The organism is Desulfofundulus salinus, from assembly GCF_003627965.1.
GTDB lineage: Bacteria > Bacillota > Desulfotomaculia > Desulfotomaculales > Desulfovirgulaceae > Desulfofundulus > Desulfofundulus salinus.
On sequence record NZ_RBWE01000001.1, the window covers coordinates 602731 to 619602 of the forward strand.

The 16872-nt window shown below is 56.5% G+C and carries 16 protein-coding genes and 1 riboswitch; all 16 genes read left to right on the forward strand.

The window, feature by feature from the left end; translation table 11 throughout:
• The first annotated feature begins 35 nt into the window (after positions 1 to 35).
• The 16 genes from glnA (D7024_RS03115) (at position 36) to thiL (ending at position 16836) form a co-directional block, all read left to right on the forward strand.
• Positions 36 to 1367 carry a type I glutamate--ammonia ligase gene (gene glnA / locus D7024_RS03115; protein WP_121452440.1) on the forward strand — a complete coding sequence of 444 codons (1332 nt, stop codon included), beginning with the start codon at positions 36 to 38 and terminating at the stop codon, positions 1365 to 1367.
• Between the two features lie 286 nt (positions 1368 to 1653).
• Entirely contained in the window at positions 1654 to 2985 is a 1332-nt protein-coding gene (glnA, locus tag D7024_RS03125) for a type I glutamate--ammonia ligase (RefSeq protein WP_121450479.1), read from the forward strand.
• Between the two features lie 244 nt (positions 2986 to 3229).
• A complete protein-coding gene (locus D7024_RS03130; RefSeq protein ID WP_121450480.1) occupies positions 3230 to 3676 on the forward strand; it encodes a 4Fe-4S dicluster domain-containing protein in 447 nt (148 codons plus the stop codon).
• A gap of 15 nt (positions 3677 to 3691) precedes the next feature.
• Positions 3692 to 4999 carry an NAD(P)/FAD-dependent oxidoreductase gene (locus D7024_RS03135; protein WP_121450481.1) on the forward strand — a complete coding sequence of 436 codons (1308 nt, stop codon included), beginning with the start codon at positions 3692 to 3694 and terminating at the stop codon, positions 4997 to 4999.
• Positions 4980 to 6119: a class II glutamine amidotransferase gene (locus D7024_RS03140; protein ID WP_121450482.1), complete on the forward strand. Its 1140-nt coding sequence runs from the start codon at positions 4980 to 4982 to the stop codon at positions 6117 to 6119. The genes D7024_RS03135 and D7024_RS03140 overlap by 20 nt, the downstream gene beginning before the upstream one ends.
• 405 nt (positions 6120 to 6524) lie before the next feature.
• Positions 6525 to 8039 (forward strand): glutamate synthase-related protein, encoded by a 1515-nt coding sequence (locus D7024_RS03145; protein WP_121450483.1) that lies wholly within the window; start codon positions 6525 to 6527, stop codon positions 8037 to 8039.
• 4 nt (positions 8040 to 8043) lie between these two features.
• Positions 8044 to 8895, forward strand: a complete 852-nt coding sequence (locus tag D7024_RS03150; RefSeq protein WP_121450484.1) for a GltB/FmdC/FwdC-like GXGXG domain-containing protein — start codon at positions 8044 to 8046, stop codon at positions 8893 to 8895.
• 351 nt (positions 8896 to 9246) lie between these two features.
• Positions 9247 to 9750 (forward strand): acetolactate synthase small subunit, encoded by a 504-nt coding sequence (ilvN, locus tag D7024_RS03155; protein ID WP_121450485.1) that lies wholly within the window; start codon positions 9247 to 9249, stop codon positions 9748 to 9750.
• A gap of 101 nt (positions 9751 to 9851) precedes the next feature.
• Positions 9852 to 10121 carry a CopG family ribbon-helix-helix protein gene (locus D7024_RS03160; protein ID WP_121450486.1) on the forward strand — a complete coding sequence of 90 codons (270 nt, stop codon included), beginning with the start codon at positions 9852 to 9854 and terminating at the stop codon, positions 10119 to 10121.
• Positions 10122 to 10125: 4 nt separating this feature from the next.
• Entirely contained in the window at positions 10126 to 10476 is a 351-nt protein-coding gene (locus tag D7024_RS03165; RefSeq protein ID WP_121450487.1) for a type II toxin-antitoxin system PemK/MazF family toxin, read from the forward strand.
• 46 nt (positions 10477 to 10522) lie between these two features.
• The gene (locus tag D7024_RS03170; protein WP_121450488.1) at positions 10523 to 11248 is read left to right on the forward strand and encodes a gamma-glutamyl-gamma-aminobutyrate hydrolase family protein; all 726 of its coding nucleotides are present in this window, start codon (positions 10523 to 10525) and stop codon (positions 11246 to 11248) included.
• Positions 11249 to 11254: 6 nt separating this feature from the next.
• A complete protein-coding gene (locus D7024_RS03175; RefSeq protein ID WP_121450489.1) occupies positions 11255 to 12412 on the forward strand; it encodes an amidohydrolase in 1158 nt (385 codons plus the stop codon).
• 311 nt (positions 12413 to 12723) lie between these two features.
• The gene (locus D7024_RS03180; protein WP_121450490.1) at positions 12724 to 13134 is read left to right on the forward strand and encodes a response regulator; all 411 of its coding nucleotides are present in this window, start codon (positions 12724 to 12726) and stop codon (positions 13132 to 13134) included.
• 63 nt (positions 13135 to 13197) lie between these two features.
• A riboswitch (TPP riboswitch) is annotated at positions 13198 to 13372 on the forward strand.
• Between the two features lie 54 nt (positions 13373 to 13426).
• Entirely contained in the window at positions 13427 to 14515 is a 1089-nt protein-coding gene (locus tag D7024_RS03185; protein ID WP_121450491.1) for a thiamine phosphate synthase, read from the forward strand.
• Complete coding sequence (gene thiC, locus D7024_RS03190; protein ID WP_121450492.1) at positions 14512 to 15813, forward strand: phosphomethylpyrimidine synthase ThiC; 1302 nt, start codon at positions 14512 to 14514, stop codon at positions 15811 to 15813. The genes D7024_RS03185 and thiC overlap by 4 nt, the downstream gene beginning before the upstream one ends.
• A 15-nt stretch (positions 15814 to 15828) precedes the next feature.
• Positions 15829 to 16836 (forward strand): thiamine-phosphate kinase, encoded by a 1008-nt coding sequence (gene thiL / locus D7024_RS03195; protein ID WP_121450493.1) that lies wholly within the window; start codon positions 15829 to 15831, stop codon positions 16834 to 16836.
• Positions 16837 to 16872 lie beyond the last annotated feature (36 nt).

The following is a 16872-nucleotide window of genomic DNA, read 5'->3' on the forward strand; positions in this document are numbered from 1 at the left end:
TCCATTTTGAAAAATTTCAAGAAGGTGGTTGTTTTATGGACGAAGCAATTAAAAAAGAAGTACTGGCCAAAGCGAGGGAAATGGGCGTAAAGTTCATCCGCCTGCAGTTCACCGACATTCTCGGTGTGCTCAAGAACATGGCCATCACCGTGGAACAGCTGGAAAAGGCCCTGGACGGGGAGCTGATGTTTGACGGCTCTTCCATTCACGGATTTACCCGTATTGAAGAGTCCGATATGTACCTTCGTCCCGATCCCAAAACCTTTGCCGTATTTCCCTGGCGTCCCCGGGACGGTGCCGTGGCCCGCCTCATGTGCGATGTCTATAATCCCGACGGCACTCCTTATGCCGGCTGCCCCCGCAACACCCTCAAGCGGGTACTGGCCCAGGCGGCGGAAATGGGCTTTACCATGAATGTGGGACCCGAGCTGGAATTCTTCCTTTTCCAGGTGGATTCCGAGGGACGTCCCACCCTGCGCACCCACGATAAGGCCGGTTACTTCGACCTCAGCCCTGTGGATCTGGGGGAGAACGCCCGCCGGGCTATGGTGCTTACCCTGGAAGAAATGGGTTTTGAAATTGAGGCCTCCCACCACGAGGTGGCTCCCGGCCAGCATGAGATTGACTTTAAGTATTCCGATGCCCTGGATTGTGCCGATAAAATTGTGACCTTCAAATTTGTGGTGCGGACCATTGCTCAGCGGCACGGTTTGCATGCCACGTTCATGCCCAAGCCCGTCTATGGCATTAATGGCAGCGGCATGCACACCAACCAGTCCCTCTTCCGGGGGAACGAAAATGCTTTCTATGACCCTTCCGCCCCCGACGGGTTGAGTGATATTGCCCGCTACTACATCGGCGGTCTAATGAAGCATGCCCGGGCCCTGGCCGCGGTAACCAACCCCACGGTAAACTCCTATAAACGTCTGGTGCCCGGTTATGAGGCCCCGGTTTATATTGCCTGGTCGGGGCGCAACCGCAGCCCGCTCATCCGCATCCCGGCCAAGCGGGGCATGTCCACCCGCATTGAGCTGCGCAACCCCGACCCATCCTGCAACCCCTACCTGGCCCTGGCGGTCTGTCTGGCGGCCGGCCTGGATGGGATTAAAAACCGCATTGAGCCGCCGCCTCCCTGTGATCGCAACATTTACGAGATGACCGCTGCCGAGCGGCGGGAACTGGGTATCGAGAGCCTGCCCGCCAGCCTGGAGGAAGCCCTGCAGGAACTGGCCAGGGATGAAGTGATCAGGGGAGCTCTTGGTGAAGACATTTACACCAAGTTTGTCGAGGCCAAACAAAAGGAATGGGAAAATTACCGCGTCCAGGTTCACCCCTGGGAAATTGAAGAGTATCTAACCAGGTTTTAAACAGGTTTTGTTACCATCCTCCTAATAGCCCTGCCGGGGATACACCGGTAGGGTGTTTTTTCCAGGGCAAAAAATTTGTCAAAAAGCCCTTTTCTTTTGAGGTATTTATGGTATATACTATAAACTAGCTTTAAAATAATGGTGCAAGAACATAATTCGGGTACGATGTTGTATCCGGGAGGGGCAATGGGGCCCACATACAGCAGGTGAATCATAATCCTGCAGGTGTGGCCTTTTTTTCGTAAATAGCCCCCGGTGTTTTTTGAAGGGAGAGGTGTAAGGGCCCGTGGCTCAGTTGACTAACGATGATGTAAGGCACCTGGCCAAAGAACTGGGAGTAAAATTTATCCGCCTGCAGTTTACCGATATTTTCGGAGTATTAAAAAACGTATCCATTACCGTGGAACAGCTGGACAAGGCTTTAAACGGAGAGCTTATGTTCGACGGCTCTTCCATTGAAGGTTTTGTCCGTATCGAAGAATCGGACATGTACTTGCGTCCCGACCCGGCCACCTTTGTGGTCTTTCCCTGGCGCCCCCGGGACGGGGCGGTGGCCCGGTTGATATGTGACATTTATAACGCCGATGGGACGCCCTTTATCGGCGACCCCCGTTACGTGCTCAAGCGTGTTATAGCCGAAGCCCGGGAAATGGGTTTTACCATGAACGTGGGGCCCGAGGCGGAGTTTTTCCTCTTCCACGTAGACAGTGACGGCCGTCCCACTACCATCACCCACGACCGGGCGGGCTATTTTGACCTGACGCCCGTGGATTTGGGTGAAGATGCCCGGCGGGACATGGTCCTCACCCTGGAGCAGATGGGTTTTGAAATCGAGGCTTCCCACCATGAGGTGGCTCCCGGGCAGCACGAAATTGATTTTAAATATGCCGATGCCCTGGATACCGCCGACAAGGTGGTCACCTTTAAGTTTGTGGTACGCACCATCGCCCAGAGGCACGGGCTGCATGCCTCCTTCATGCCCAAGCCCATATTCGGCATAGCCGGTTCGGGAATGCACTTAAACCAGTCCCTCATGAAAAACGGGGAGAATGCCTTTTACGATCCCCAGGCACCCCTGCAGTTGAGCGATACGGCCCTGTATTACATCGGCGGCTTGATGAAGCACGCGCGGGCCATTGCCGCCATAACCAACCCGACGGTAAACTCGTACAAGCGTCTGGTTTCCGGTTACGAGGCACCGGTGTATATCGCCTGGTCCTCCCGCAACCGCAGCCCCCTCATCCGTATTCCGGCCAAACGGGGCCAGTCAACCCGCATCGAGCTGCGCAGCCCGGACCCGTCCTGCAACCCGTACCTGGCCCTGGCAGTGTGCCTGGCGGCGGGGCTGGACGGCATTAAAAACCGCATTTTGCCTCCGCCGCCCTGTGATTGCAACATTTATGAAATGAGTGCCAGGGAACGGGAGGAGCGGGGCATCGGCTGCCTGCCCGAGAGTTTGAAGGAAGCCCTGGATGAGCTGGAGCGGGACGAGGTGATCAAGGAAGCTCTCGGCCCCCACGTGTTCAGCCGTTTTATGGAGGCCAAGCGCATTGAATGGGACCGTTACCGCGTGCAGGTACATCCCTGGGAGATTGAAGAGTACCTGACCAAGTATTAAGCTTGCTCGCTCCAGGCCGGAGCACCGGACGACGAGGAACGCCCGCTACCCGAAGTGTGCGACATAATAAAACAAACGAAACCGGCACAACGGTGTGCCGGGGCAACGAGGGCAACGAGGCCCACGTGCAGGTCACCTTTCGAGGAGGAAAATATCCATTTCCATCCCACAGGCCTGCCGTGGGCTTTTTTTTACTCTTTTTAACCACCTTAGTCTATAGTCTATCGGGGAAGGAGCGACGGAAATGCCTCGAGTTGTGGTCAAGCCGGAAGTCTGTATTGGTTGCCACCTGTGTGAGGTCTGGTGCGTGGTGGCACATTCACGCAGTAAAAACATTCTCAAAGCATTTCTCCATGAAACACCACGGCCGGTACCCCGGGTGGTGGTGGAAGAAAACCTACCCTTTACCCTCCCCGTGCATTGCCGGCACTGTATCGAACCGTCCTGCGTGGAGGCATGCATCAGTGGGGCACTGTACAGGGACCCCCTCACAGGCCGGGTGGAACACGACGCCGACCGCTGTGTGGGCTGCTACAGCTGCGTTATGGCCTGTCCCTACGGGGCAGTGGTCATTGATGAAGTCAACCGCAAAATAGCCAGGTGCGATCTGTGTAAGGAAATGGGAGAACCGGCCTGCGTGAAGCAGTGTCCCAACCGGGCACTGGTTTATCAGGACTCGTTCACCAGTTAGGCAAGGAGGAAGCTTATGGAGAGGTTTGATTATCTGATCATTGGTAACTCGGTAGGTGCGGTGGGTTGCATTGAAACCCTGCGTTCTTTCGATAAAGGTGGTTCCATAGCTGTTATCGGGGAAGAACCTCACCATGTCTATTCCCGGGCTCTGCTGCCCTATTACCTGGATCAGGAAGTGCCCGTGGAGAAAATGCTCTACCGCCCGGTGGATTTCTATGAGCGTCTGGGAGTTACCCCTGTGCTCGGCCGGCGGGTGGTTGGCCTGGATACGGCCGGACACGTGGTAAAGCTGGATGACGGCCGGACCATCTCCTATGGAAAACTGCTGCTGGCCACCGGCGGGCGACCCATTGTACCCCCCATACCGGGACTGGATACGGAAAAGGAGAACATCTGTAACTTTGTGGCGTTGCAGGACCTGCAGCGCATCAGCCGGTTGCTCCCGTCGGCCGGGCGGGTGGTGGTGCTCGGTGGGGGGATCATCGGCCTTATGGCTGCCGAGGCACTGCATAAAAAGGGTCTGGAGGTCGGCGTGGTGGAACTGGCTCCCCGGGTGCTGGCGCCGGTGGTGGATGAGTTTACCTCCCGGTTGATTGAGGAGGCCTTCCGCCGGTCCGGCGTGGCCATATATACCGGAACCACCTTTAAAGAAGTCCAGGGCGGGGAGCGGGCCACCGGAGTGGTGCTCACCGACGGTACTTCCCTCCCCTGCGACCTGCTGGTGGTGGCCGTGGGTGTGGTCCCCCGGGTGGATCTGGCCAGGGAAGCCGGACTGGCCGTGAACCGGGGTATTCTGGTGAATCAACAGATGGAAACATCCGCTGCCGATGTTTATGCCTGTGGAGACTGCGCCGAAGTTTACGACTTCCTGATGGGTAACCGGCGCGTGCTCCCCCTGTGGCCCAATGCCTACGCCGGCGGCCGGGTGGCCGCGTACAACATGCTGGGTATGAAGCGGGAATATGACCGGGCCACCTCCATGAATGCCATGCACTTTTTCGACCTGAACATTATCACGGCCGGTCTCAACACGGCAGGTGAAAAGGATGGCTTTGAGGTTATCAGCCGTTTTGATGCCGGCTCCCGCAGCTACCGGAGGTTTGTGTTGAAGGACGACCGCATTCACGGGTTTACCCTGGTGACCGGGATTGCCCGGGCGGGCATCTTCCTTCACCTGATGCGCCGGGGTTGCGCCGTTACTTCCTTTAAAGAGAAGCTCCTGGAGGGGGAATTCGGTTACCTGACCATTCCGGAAGGCCTGAGACGGGAGCTACTGATCGATGAAGGAGTGATGAGCGAACATGCAGCCGCAAATCAGTGAGCGTTATCTGCCTGAAAAAGATTCCCAGGCCTGCGGTTTGTTTGGAGTAATGAACACGGCCGGGGAAAGGTTTGGCGGGGAAATGGCCATAAATGCCATGGTAAACATGAAGGTTCGGGGTAACGGCCTGGGCGGCGGTTTTGCTATTTACGGGCTTTACCCGGAGTACAGGGATTATTACGCCCTGCACATCATGTTTGAGCGTCATCAACTGGGGGCCAAAGAAATAGTGGATGAATTTCTGGCCGACCATTTCCACGTGGTCTATGATGAAGAAATCCCCACCAATAAAAAGGCAACGGTTCTGAACCCGCCGGTGGTGTGGCGTTATTTCGTATCTCCCCGGCAACAACTGGAAGAAGAAAATAACCTGTCAGATGATGAGTTCGTGGTGGAAAAAGTGATGTACATCAACACCCGGATCGATGGTGCTTACGTCTTTTCTTCCGGGAAGGACATGGGCGTTTTTAAAGGGGTGGGTTTCCCCGAGGAGATTGCCGATTATTTCATGCTTGACCGGTTGTATAAAGGATACATCTGGACCGCCCACAGCCGTTTCCCCACCAATACGCCCGGATGGTGGGGCGGGGCACACCCTTTTTCCATCCTGGACTGGACGGTGGTGCATAACGGTGAGATTTCCTCCTACGGCACCAACCGGCGTTATCTGGAAATGTTTGGCTACTACTGTACCCTTTATACGGATACGGAAGTGATGGCCTATGCCGTGGACCTGCTCATGCGCCGGCAGGGCCTGCCCATAGAGGTGGTGTCCAGGATCTTCGCCGCCCCCATGTGGGACATCATTGAGCATATGGAACCGGAACGCCGGGAGCTTTATAAGACCCTGCGCATGGCCTACGCCCCTCTGCTGATGAACGGCCCCTTTACGGTTATCGTCGCCCATCATAACGAAATGTTCGGCCTGACCGACCGCATCAGGCTGCGGCCAATTACAGCTGCCGCGGCGGGGGATTTTGTCTTTCTTTCTTCCGAAGAGGCGTCCATCCGGGCCGTGGCTCCCCGGCTGGACCTGGCCTGGACGCCGCCGGGGGGCGAGCCGGTAGTGGCCCGGCTGCATACCAGGGACCATCTGGCCAGCCTGGCCCGTGCAGTGTAAAGTTAATAAGGTACCCAGGCACCTTACTAACGTTATTCAGTGAACCCGGTTGGATGCGGCGCTGTCCCCGCTTACTCCAATGCTCCGCGCCGACAGCACCGCGGCTCGCTTCGGGCCGGCTCTGGCTCTCTGCGGATTGCTCGCCACTAATCATTCTTCGTTGATACCTCTTGAAACAATATGTTTAAAAGGTCTTCTTCCGAGTAGTTCGTCGTGCGTCCTCGAGAGCCGAGCCGGCAGCCTCGCTTCACCGGGTGCTGTTACCGGCGCTTCGCAAGTCGTTCGCTCCGGACAGCGCCGCATCCTCCTCATAACGGTTTTATTGAATATTCACTTAATTAACTTATGTTAACTTATGTGCTGACCGGCATTTAACAAGATCACACATAATGAGGGTGAGATAGCATGTTTTCCCATCTGTTACCGGAGTTTCTGGTAGAACGCCGCAGTGACCGGTGTATAAAATGCCGGGTCTGTGAGCGGCAGTGTCCCAACGGGGTTCACCATTACGATACAGAACTGGACTTGATGTTCAGCGATGAAAGCCCGTGTGTGGGGTGCCAGCGTTGTGTGGTGTTCTGTCCCACCCATGCCCTGTCTGTGTATCCGCACCCCACGACCTACCGTCCCAATGCCAGCTGGACCAGGGAGAAGCTGCAGGATTTAAAGAAACAGGCCGAGACCGGAGGGGTTATTCTGACCGGCAGCGGCAATGACAAGCCCTACCGGATTTACTGGGACCACCTGGTCCTGAATGCCTCCCAGGTAACCAACCCTTCCATTGACCCGCTGCGGGAGCCCATGGAACTGCGTACTTACCTGGGGCGTAAGCCGGACACTCTGGAAGTGGAAGTATGTGGGGACAAAGTGTCCATTACATCCCGGCTTTCACCCAATGTGCCCGTGGAAACGCCCATTCTTTTCTCGGCCATGTCCTACGGTGCCATCAGCTACCAGGCCTTTGTGTCCCTGGCCATGGCTGCTAAAGAGTTCGGCACCCTCTTCAATACCGGTGAAGGCGGTCTGCCCCGGGAAATGCGGGAAAAGTTCGGCCAAAATGCCATCGTGCAGTGTGCCAGCGGGCGCTTTGGGGTTGACCCGGAGTATTTAAACTCGGCAGCCGTGGTGGAAATCAAGATCGGCCAGGGGGCCAAACCGGGTATTGGCGGTCACCTGCCGGGAGAAAAGGTGGCGGCCAACATTGCCCTGACCCGGATGATCCCTGAAGGTACCGATGCTCTCTCCCCGGCGCCGCAGCATGACATTTATTCCATTGAAGACCTGTCCATGCTCATCTATGCCTTGAAGGAGGCCACCAACTACGAAAAGCCGGTATCCGTCAAGATTGCAGCGGTGCACAACGTGGCGGCCATTGCCTCCGGCATAGTCAGAGCTGGAGCAGATATCGTGGCCATTGACGGCCTGCGGGGCGGTACTGGTGCCGCGCCCAAAGCCATCCGGGATAACGTGGGTATTCCCATCGAGCTGGCTTTAGCGGCAGTGGACCGGCGGCTGCGGGAAGAGGGCATCAGGCACAAGTGCTCAATCATCGCGGCCAGCGGTATCCGTTGCAGTGCGGACGTGGTCAAAGCCATTGCCCTGGGAGCGGACGCGGTGTACATCGGCTCGGCGGCACTGGTGGCCATGGGCTGCACCCTGTGCCAGAAATGCTATACCGGTAAATGTGCCTGGGGTATCTGCACCCAGGATCCCTACCTCACCCGCCGCCTGAACCCGGAAATCGCCAGCCAGCGGCTGGTCAACCTGCTGCGGGGCTGGAGCCATGAGATCAAGGAAATGCTGGGCGGCATGGGCATTAACGCCATTGAAAGCCTGCGGGGCAACCGGGAACACCTGCGCGGGGTGGGCCTGGAGAGCTGGGAACTGGACGTGCTGGGAGTAAAAGGAGCGGGGGAGTGAGAACATGGCGGTAAGCTGTGCCCGATATGGTCTGCGGGAAATGTTTTTAGGTGGTGTTAGATCCCTTGATGAACTGAGGAGCCGTCTTTCAATAGATGGACAGGAGGCGGAAATAGACGCCCGGGATCTTGTGCACAAGGAAATAAATGATCTGATTCGGGAAGCGGCCCTTTCCGGCGCCCGCAAGATCACTCTGCTAAACGTTTGCGGCCAGCGTTACATCGGGACGCGGCTCTTCCTCCCACAGCAGGAAGGCAAAATAGAAATTCATGTTTATTCCACGCCGGGCAACGACCTGGGAGCTTTCCTGGCCGGGCACCGCATCGTGGTGCACGGCAACGCCCAGGACGGGGTGGGCAATACCATGGATGACGGCGAGATTGTGGTTCACGGGCGGGCAGGGGATATCGTGGCCATGGCCATGCGCGGCGGCAGGATTTTTATCCGGGACAGCGTCGGTTACCGGGCGGCCATTCATATGAAGGAGTATACCGGCAAGGTGCCGGTACTGGTAATAGGCGGGACGGCCCAGGACTTCTTTGGCGAGTACATGGCCGGGGGTATTGTGATCCTGCTGGGCTTAAACCTTAAGCCGGGTGAGCGGCACCACGCCCATTATATCGGCACGGGCATGCACGGAGGGGTGATTTACCTGCGGGGAGAGGTTGCCCCCTACCAGCTGGGCAAGGAAGTGGGCGTGCTGGAGCTGGATGACAAAGACCGCCGGCTTTTACACCAGTACGTTGGTGAATTTACCCGGCACTTTAAACTCAATGCGGAAAGCATCCTGGATGACCGTTTTGTCAAACTGATGCCGGTATCCAAAAGACCTTACGGCAGGATTTACGCCTATTAGACCACAGAAGATAAATGGCCGCCGTTTTGCACGAAGCGAGCGACCTTGAGCCGAGCAGGTGCCAAACTTGGCGAGACCGAGGGCGGAGGCGGGGCCGAGGGCATGGATGCCCGAGGCCGGCCCCTGAGGCATGGATGCCGAATGGGCCGGGAACCCCGCCGGAGCCCGAGGTCGAGCACTAGTTTGGCCTGCGAGGCGAACGGAGCGAGCGCGTGCAAACGGCGGCAATTACTATTTTCAGGGTAGAGATACCTACTGGATCTTGACCACGGACTCTTGCGTTAATCCGATATTCAATGTGCGGGTTTTATGTTAAAATAAACTTATTCCAGAAAGAACGGGGGGATAGGCGTGAAACATACCTTGGCGGTGCTGGTGCTGAACAAGCCGGGGGTGCTGGCCCGGATTTCCGGCCTGTTGAGCAGGAGGGTATTCAATATAGAAAGTATTGCCGCCGGTTACACCGAGGAGCCGGACATCACCCGCATTACCATTGTGGTTAACGGCGACGACCGGGAACTGGATCAAGTGGTTAAACAACTATCCAAGCTGGTGGACGTGATCAAGATTCAGGAACTGCACAGCAGTGAATCCATTGAGCGGGAGCTGGCCCTGATCAAGGTGAAGGCTGATGCGGCCCGCCGCTCCGATATTGTCGATATTGTCGAGATCTTCCGGGCGAACATTGTGGACGTCAACCGGGAAACAATGGTTATTGAACTGACGGGCGATGAAGAAAAGATCAACGCTCTGTGCGCGGTGCTGGAGGATCACGGCATTGTCGAAATGGTGCGTACCGGTAAAATTGCCTTGTGCCGCGGCCCGGGAGCAGCCAAGTATTATCAGGAACAGTAAATAATACCCCTTTTTAACCAGGTATTGACATAACCCGCGCCCAGGTGTATATAATATGTTATACTGGTAGTTTTGCCTCGAATTTAAGGAGGGTATGGCTGGTGGCTCAGGTGAAAAGAATTATGGTTAGCCTTCCCGACAATCTCCTGGCCGAGGTAGACGGGATTGTGGCTGCAGAAAGATTGAACAGGAGCGAATTGATCCGGGAGGCCATGCGCTTCTACATTGCCGAACGCAAGCGCCGGCAATTACGGGAGCAGTTGAAAAAGGGGTATCAGGAAATGGCCAAAATCAACCGGGAATTAGCCGCTGAACACTACCGGCTGGAGGCGGAAGCGGTAAGACAATATGAGAAGGCGGAGGTAAAATAAATCAATGCAGGTCCGCCGTGGCGACATCTTTTATGCCGACCTCAGCCCGGTGGTGGGTTCGGAGCAGGGTGGTACCCGCCCCGTTCTAATTCTGCAAAATGATATTGGCAACCAGTACAGTCCCACCACCATTGTGGCGGCCATTACTTCTCAAATTGACAAGGCCAAGCTTCCCACCCATGTGGAAATGCCCGCAAGTCCGGGCGGACTGGAGAAGGATTCGGTCATTCTGCTGGAACAGATTCGCACCATTGACAAGAGCCGCCTGATGGAAAAAGTCACCTCCTTAAGTCGCGAAACCATGCTCAAAGTGAACCATGCCGTGGAAATCAGTCTGGGCCTGGTGGACATCTAGAGCGCCTGCAGCAGGTGCTTTTTCTTTTTGAAGCGGGGGTGCTTTAATGCTGCCGGTAATTGGCATTACCTGCGCCTGGGATGAGGAAAAAACGCGGTTTTTTTTAAGCCGTTTTTATACCGGGGCGGTGGAAGCCGCCGGTGGGTTACCGTTATTGCTGCCGTACACCAAAAGAGAGGCCGGTTTGAATACATGGCCGGAGCTTTTAGACGGGTTAATTCTCTCCGGGGGCGGCGATGTGGATCCCGTCCATTTTGGGGAAGAACCCCTGCCGGGTTGTGGAGAAATAAGCCCGGAGCGGGACGACTTTGAACTGAGTCTGGCCCGCCGGGCGTTATCTTTGGGCCTGCCCGTCCTGGGCATTTGCAGGGGGGCCCAGGTATTGAATATTGCCGCCGGGGGGGATATTTATCAGGATATTGTTGCTCAGGTTCCGGGTTGTTTGAAGCACCAGCAGCGGGCTCCCCGCTGGTGCGCCACCCACGGAATTATGGTGGAGGAAAACACCTGCCTGGCCGATATATTTGGTGCAGGGGTTATGCGGGTGAACAGCTTTCACCACCAGGCGGTACGACGGCCTGCTCCGGGGTTTATTGTTTCTGCCCGTTCCGTGGATGGTATTATCGAAGCCATAGAAAGCACCGCCCGGGGTTTTGCCCTGGGGGTGCAGTGGCATCCCGAAACCATGTGGGAGCGGGACGGGCGCTTTTTAGGTCTTTTTGCGGCCCTGGTGGACGCCGGCCGGGAGTACAAAAGACAAAAGGGGAGATGAGAAAATATGCTGGCCATAACCGGTGGAAAAGTGATTACCATGACCGGACAAATATACGAACCGGGCATGGTGCTTATAGAGCAGGGCAAAATTGTCTCCGTAGGCCCTTTAAACGGGGTTCCGGCAGGAGTTGAGGTGGACGATGCCACCGGCTGTGTGGTAATGCCCGGGTTTATCGATGCCCACTGCCATGTGGGCGTGGCCGAGGAGATTTACCGGGAGGAGGGGGATGATACCAATGAATATACCGATCCGGTTACCCCTCACCTGCGGGCCATCGATGCCGTCTACCCTGCAGATTTGGGCTTTGAAGATGCCCGGGCCGGGGGAGTGACCACCGTGGCCACCGGTCCCGGCAGCGCCAATATCATCGGTGGGGAGATGGTGGCCCTCAAAACCGCCGGCGAGGTGGTCGACCGGATGGTGCTCCGGGCCCCGGTGGGCTTAAAGGCTGCCCTTGGTGAGAATCCCAAGCGCACTTACGGGCGCGAGAAAAAAATGCCCGCCACCCGCATGGCTTCGGCGGCCCTCTTAAGGGAGGCGCTGGCTAAAGCCCAGGATTACCAGCGCAAGCTGGAAGCGGCAGCGGCCGGGCAGGGTGAACGTCCCGACCGGGATCTAAAAATGGAGTCATTGGTACGGGTGTTACGGCGGGAAATTCCATTAAGGGTGCATGCTCACCGGGCTGATGACATTATGACCGCCCTGCGCATTGCCCGGGAATTCAATCTTTTGCTGGTAGTGGAGCATTGCACTGAAGGCTACCTGGTGTCGCAGGAGCTGGCGGCCCATGGGGTGATGGCCGTGGTGGGGCCGATGATTACCAACCGGGCCAAGGTAGAGCTAAAAGGGATTTCCCTGCAAACTCCCCGGGCCCTGGCCGAGGCTGGTGTCACTTTTGCCATCATGACCGATCACCCGGTGGTGCCCATTCAGTATCTGGCCCTATCCGCCGCCCTGGCCGTCCGGGGCGGACTGCCGGAGGAAAGGGCCCTGCGGGCCATTACCCTGGATGCAGCCAGGATACTGGGCCTGGAAAACCGGTTGGGTAGCCTGGAGCCGGGTAAGGATGCCGATATAGTCATGCTAAACGGTCATCCCTTTGATCCCCGCACCCGGGTGGTTAAAACATATATTGATGGGCGGCTGGTTTACAGGGCTTGAAATATATTAACAGTTAGTGTGCTGCTTAAAAGAAGTGAAAAATATGCTTGGTCACGAAATGAGAGTGAAATATCATGAGGAAATGATGAATTGTAATGATGAACTATATCATTAAAGTTAGTTTTTTCATAAAATAATGACAGAATTATTAAAAAATTAGATTATATCGGTGAAATTAAATATTTTTCAATGGAATTTACGGATAACCTGGCAGGATTAAATGAATTGGTGTCGAACATATAAGTCAACAAAAAACGGAAAGATTAAACTTCAATGTAAATTCATGTCATGCTTTGTCGGAGGTGCGATGTTTGAGAAGGGAGACTTTTGATGTTCTAATAGTTGATGACCAACCCGGGGTGCGTTATTTGCTGGAGATACTTGTCAGGGAATTTGGTCACCGGGTGCATACCGCGGAGAACGGACTGGTGGCCATTGAGAAGGTGCGCCAGATTCACCCGCAGGTCATTTTTATGGATGTGAGGATGCCTTTAATGGACGGCCTGGAGGCGCTGCGGCGCATTAGAAGGATTGCCCCGGATACCATTGTTATCATCATGACCGCCTATATTTCCGAGCAGACCAGAGAGCAGGCACTGAAAAACGGCGCTCTTTGCTGCATGGCCAAACCCTTTGACATTGAAAAGGTTAAGGCTTTGATCCAGGATTTGACCTGGAATCAAAAACAGAATTATTTTTGGGGTGAAAGTTATGTAATTTAAAATTTAAAGCAGGAAAAATTTTTTTGTTAACGAACAATTATACAATATACAAGTAAAAAGGTTTTATACCCATGGGGGTGCCCGGTACCAGTACATCGCAGCCCATTTTAAGTAGAATACGGGCCATGGTTCTCTTGTTTGCTTGGCGCGGTGCCGGGCTGAGAAAAGCGTTTTTTCGCTTTACCCTTTGAACCTGATCTGGATCATACCAGCGTAGGGAAATGGGTGACCGGCAGTGTATTATACCCATCTCCTTATCAGGTGGATGGGTATTTTTTATGGGGGTGGTTCTATGGGAGATCTTTACCGGGTCCTGGATGCCAATTTTAACCGCGCCCGGGAAGGGTTGCGGGTGGTGGAAGAAGTGGCCCGCTTTGTTCTTGACGATGCCGGGATGACCATGCGCATAAGGGATATGCGGCACCGCCTGGGTATATTGCAGGAAAGTTTTCCCGGGCGGGGGACGGTTCTGGTGCAGGCCCGGGATGTGGAGGGTGACGTGGCCGCCCCCGCCCCCCCGGCCACGGGAGAGGAAAAGACCAATCTTATACAGCTGGTTATGGCCAACTTTAAACGGGTGCAGGAAGCTGCCCGGGTGCTGGAAGAGTATGCCCGCCTTTTGCCGGTAACCGCTCCCTTTAAGGAGATCCGCTATGTTGCTTATTTGGTGGAAAAGGAAATGGTGAGCCGCCTGGCGCAGTTGGACGCGGGTGAAGCTCCTTCTTGTAAACCGGGGGCCCGCAGAGTTGATTACAGCCTCTACGTAATTACGGGGGATAAGTTTAGCCGGGGCCGGTCGGTGGTGGAAGTGGCCCGGGCAGCTATTGACGGCGGGGCAACAATTTTGCAGCTGCGGGAAAAGGCTTTTACCGCCCGCCAGCTAATTGACGCCGGACACCAGCTGCGCCGCCTGACCCGGGAGAAGGGGGTAACCTTTATTGTCAACGACCGGGTAGATGTAGCCCTGGCGGTGGAGGCCGACGGTGTACACTTAGGCCAGGATGATCTGCCCATCGGCATGGCCCGGCGCATTCTCGGCCCCGGCAAAATTATCGGCATCTCCACCCACAGTGTGGAGCAGGCCCTGGAGGCCCAGCGGCAGGGCGCCGACTATATCGGTGTAGGTCCCGTCTTTGAAACTCATACCAAAGATGATGTCCAGGCCCCGGTGGGTGTGGACCTGGTGCGGCAGGTGGCGTCGGTGGTAAGCATACCCAAAGTGGCCATCGGGGGCATCAAGGCATACAACGTAGAAGAGGTGATTGCTGCCGGGGCTGACGGGGTGGCAGTGATCACGGCAGTGGTGGCAGCAGAAGATGTATCCGGCGCTGCCCGCGAACTGCGTTCCCGGATCGAAAAAGCAAGGAGGTATTTGCCATGACCCAACTTTTAGCAGCCCGGGCAGGGGAAGTAACGGCGGCCATGCGCCGGGTAGCTGACAGAGAAAGGGTGCCGGTGGAAGAAATTTTAAGGAAAGTAGCTGCCGGTACGGTGGTTATTCCGGCCAATAAAAACCACGTCAACCTGGATCCCTGCGGCATCGGAGAGGGGTTGCGGACCAAAATCAATGCCAACCTGGGAACATCCACCGCCTTTGCCAGTATCGAGGACGAATTAATCAAACTGGAAACCGCCTTAAAGGCCGGGGCCGATGCGGTGATGGACCTTTCCACCGGAGGAGACCTGGATGGCTGTCGCCGGGCGATTATTGCCAGGAGTTCCGTACCCGTGGGTACCGTACCCATTTACCAGGCGGCAGTGGAAGTCCGGGAAAAACGGGGTAGTATTGTGAAGATGACGGCCGACGACCTTTTTGCCGTGATTGAAAAGCAGGCCGCCGATGGGGTGGACTTCATTACCGTGCACTGCGGGGTCACCCTGGAGGCCATTGGGCGCCTGCAAAGGCAGGGGCGCGTTACCGATATTGTCAGCCGGGGCGGTTCTTTCCTGGCCGGGTGGATGCTGCACAACGGCCGGGAGAACCCCCTTTATGAACAGTTTGACCGGCTGCTGGAAATATGCCTGCGTTACGACGTCACCTTGAGCCTGGGGGACGGCCTGCGGCCGGGATGCCTGGCCGATGCCACCGACCGGGCCCAGATCCAGGAATTAATTGTACTGGGCGAACTGGTGGACCGGGCGCGGGCCGCGGGTGTGCAGGCCATGGTGGAAGGGCCGGGACACGTCCCCCTGGATCAGGTGGCAGCCAATGTACAGGTCCAGAAGACATTGTGTAAAGGGGCGCCCTTTTACGTTCTGGGTCCCCTGGTTACCGACGTGGCCCCCGGTTACGATCATATTACCGCCGCCATTGGGGGCGCGGTGGCCGCCATGGCCGGAGCGGACTTCCTGTGTTACGTAACCCCCTCCGAACACCTGGGGCTGCCTACCATAGATGATGTAAAGGAAGGTGTGGTGGCGTCCCGCATTGCCGCCCACGCGGCGGATCTGGTCAAGGGTGTGCCGGGAGCCCGGGAATGGGATCTGGCTATGGCCCGGGCCCGCAAGGCCCTGGACTGGGAGGCCCAGATTAATCTGGCCATTGACCCGGAAAAAGCCCGTGCATACCGTGAGAAGCGCAACCCCGCCGGGACTAAGGCCTGCACCATGTGCGGCGACTTCTGTGCCATGGAGATTGTGGCCAGGTACCTGGGCGCGGAAAGGGTGGAAGAGTGCTGAGGGGGTGGTAGAGCCTTGAAGCTCAGCGATCTGGGCGAATTTGGCCTCATAGACCGTTTGTCCCGGGATTTGATCAACCGGCCGGGAGAGGTGGTGCAGGGCATAGGGGATGACGCGGCGGTTTTAAATCTGGAAGGTCCCTGGTGGCTGTTGTTCACCACCGACATGCTGGTTGAAGGGGTCCACTTTTCGCTGGATTATGCCACTCCCGCCCAGGTAGGCATCAAGACTGTGTCGGTTAATGTGAGCGATATTGTGGCCATGGGCGGCTGGCCCGTCCACGGCGTGGTTTCCCTGGGCCTGCCTACCCGCCTGTTCGTGGAGGAAATAGAAGAACTGTACCAGGGTATCAGGCGGGCTGCCGGTGAATATGGCCTCAATATCGTGGGTGGAGACACGGTGATGAGCCCGGAGCGGCTGGTAATAAACCTGGCCCTGCTGGGGTTCGTGGAAAAAGGCCGGGCGGTCTACCGCAGCGGGGCCAGGGTGGGGGACTTGATCTACGTAACTGGCAGTCTGGGTAAATCCGCAGCCGGGCTATACCTGTGCCAGCATCCGGATTTAACTATTGACCCCGGGATGGCAGCTTTCCTTAAGCAGGCTCACCTGGAGCCCCGGGTGAAATTGCGGGCCGGGCGGATTTTATCCAGCGCCGGGGTTACGGCCATGGATGACGTCAGCGATGGCCTGGCCGCCGAACTGCGGGAAATCTGCCGGGCCAGCGGTGTGGGCTGCCGGGTGCGGGCGGGGGATATTCCCGTGGATTACCGGGTAAGGACGGTGGCCGCCCTGGCCAATCACGACCCCCTGGATTGGGCCTTTTCCGGGGGGGAGGATTTTGAGCTGGTCTTTACCGTTCCACCGGATTTAGCCCGGGGTGTGGAGGAAAAGCTTGCGGCGGCCGGGGAAGAATACCGGTGTATTGGTGAGATTATCCCGGCGGAAAAGGGAATGGTTTTGGAACTGGCCGGCGGCCGTTGCGTCCCCCTGGAGGCCCGCGGCTACGATCACTTTGCCCCTTAGCCCTGAGGTTATTCAGCTCACAAAGAGTTTTGTCCC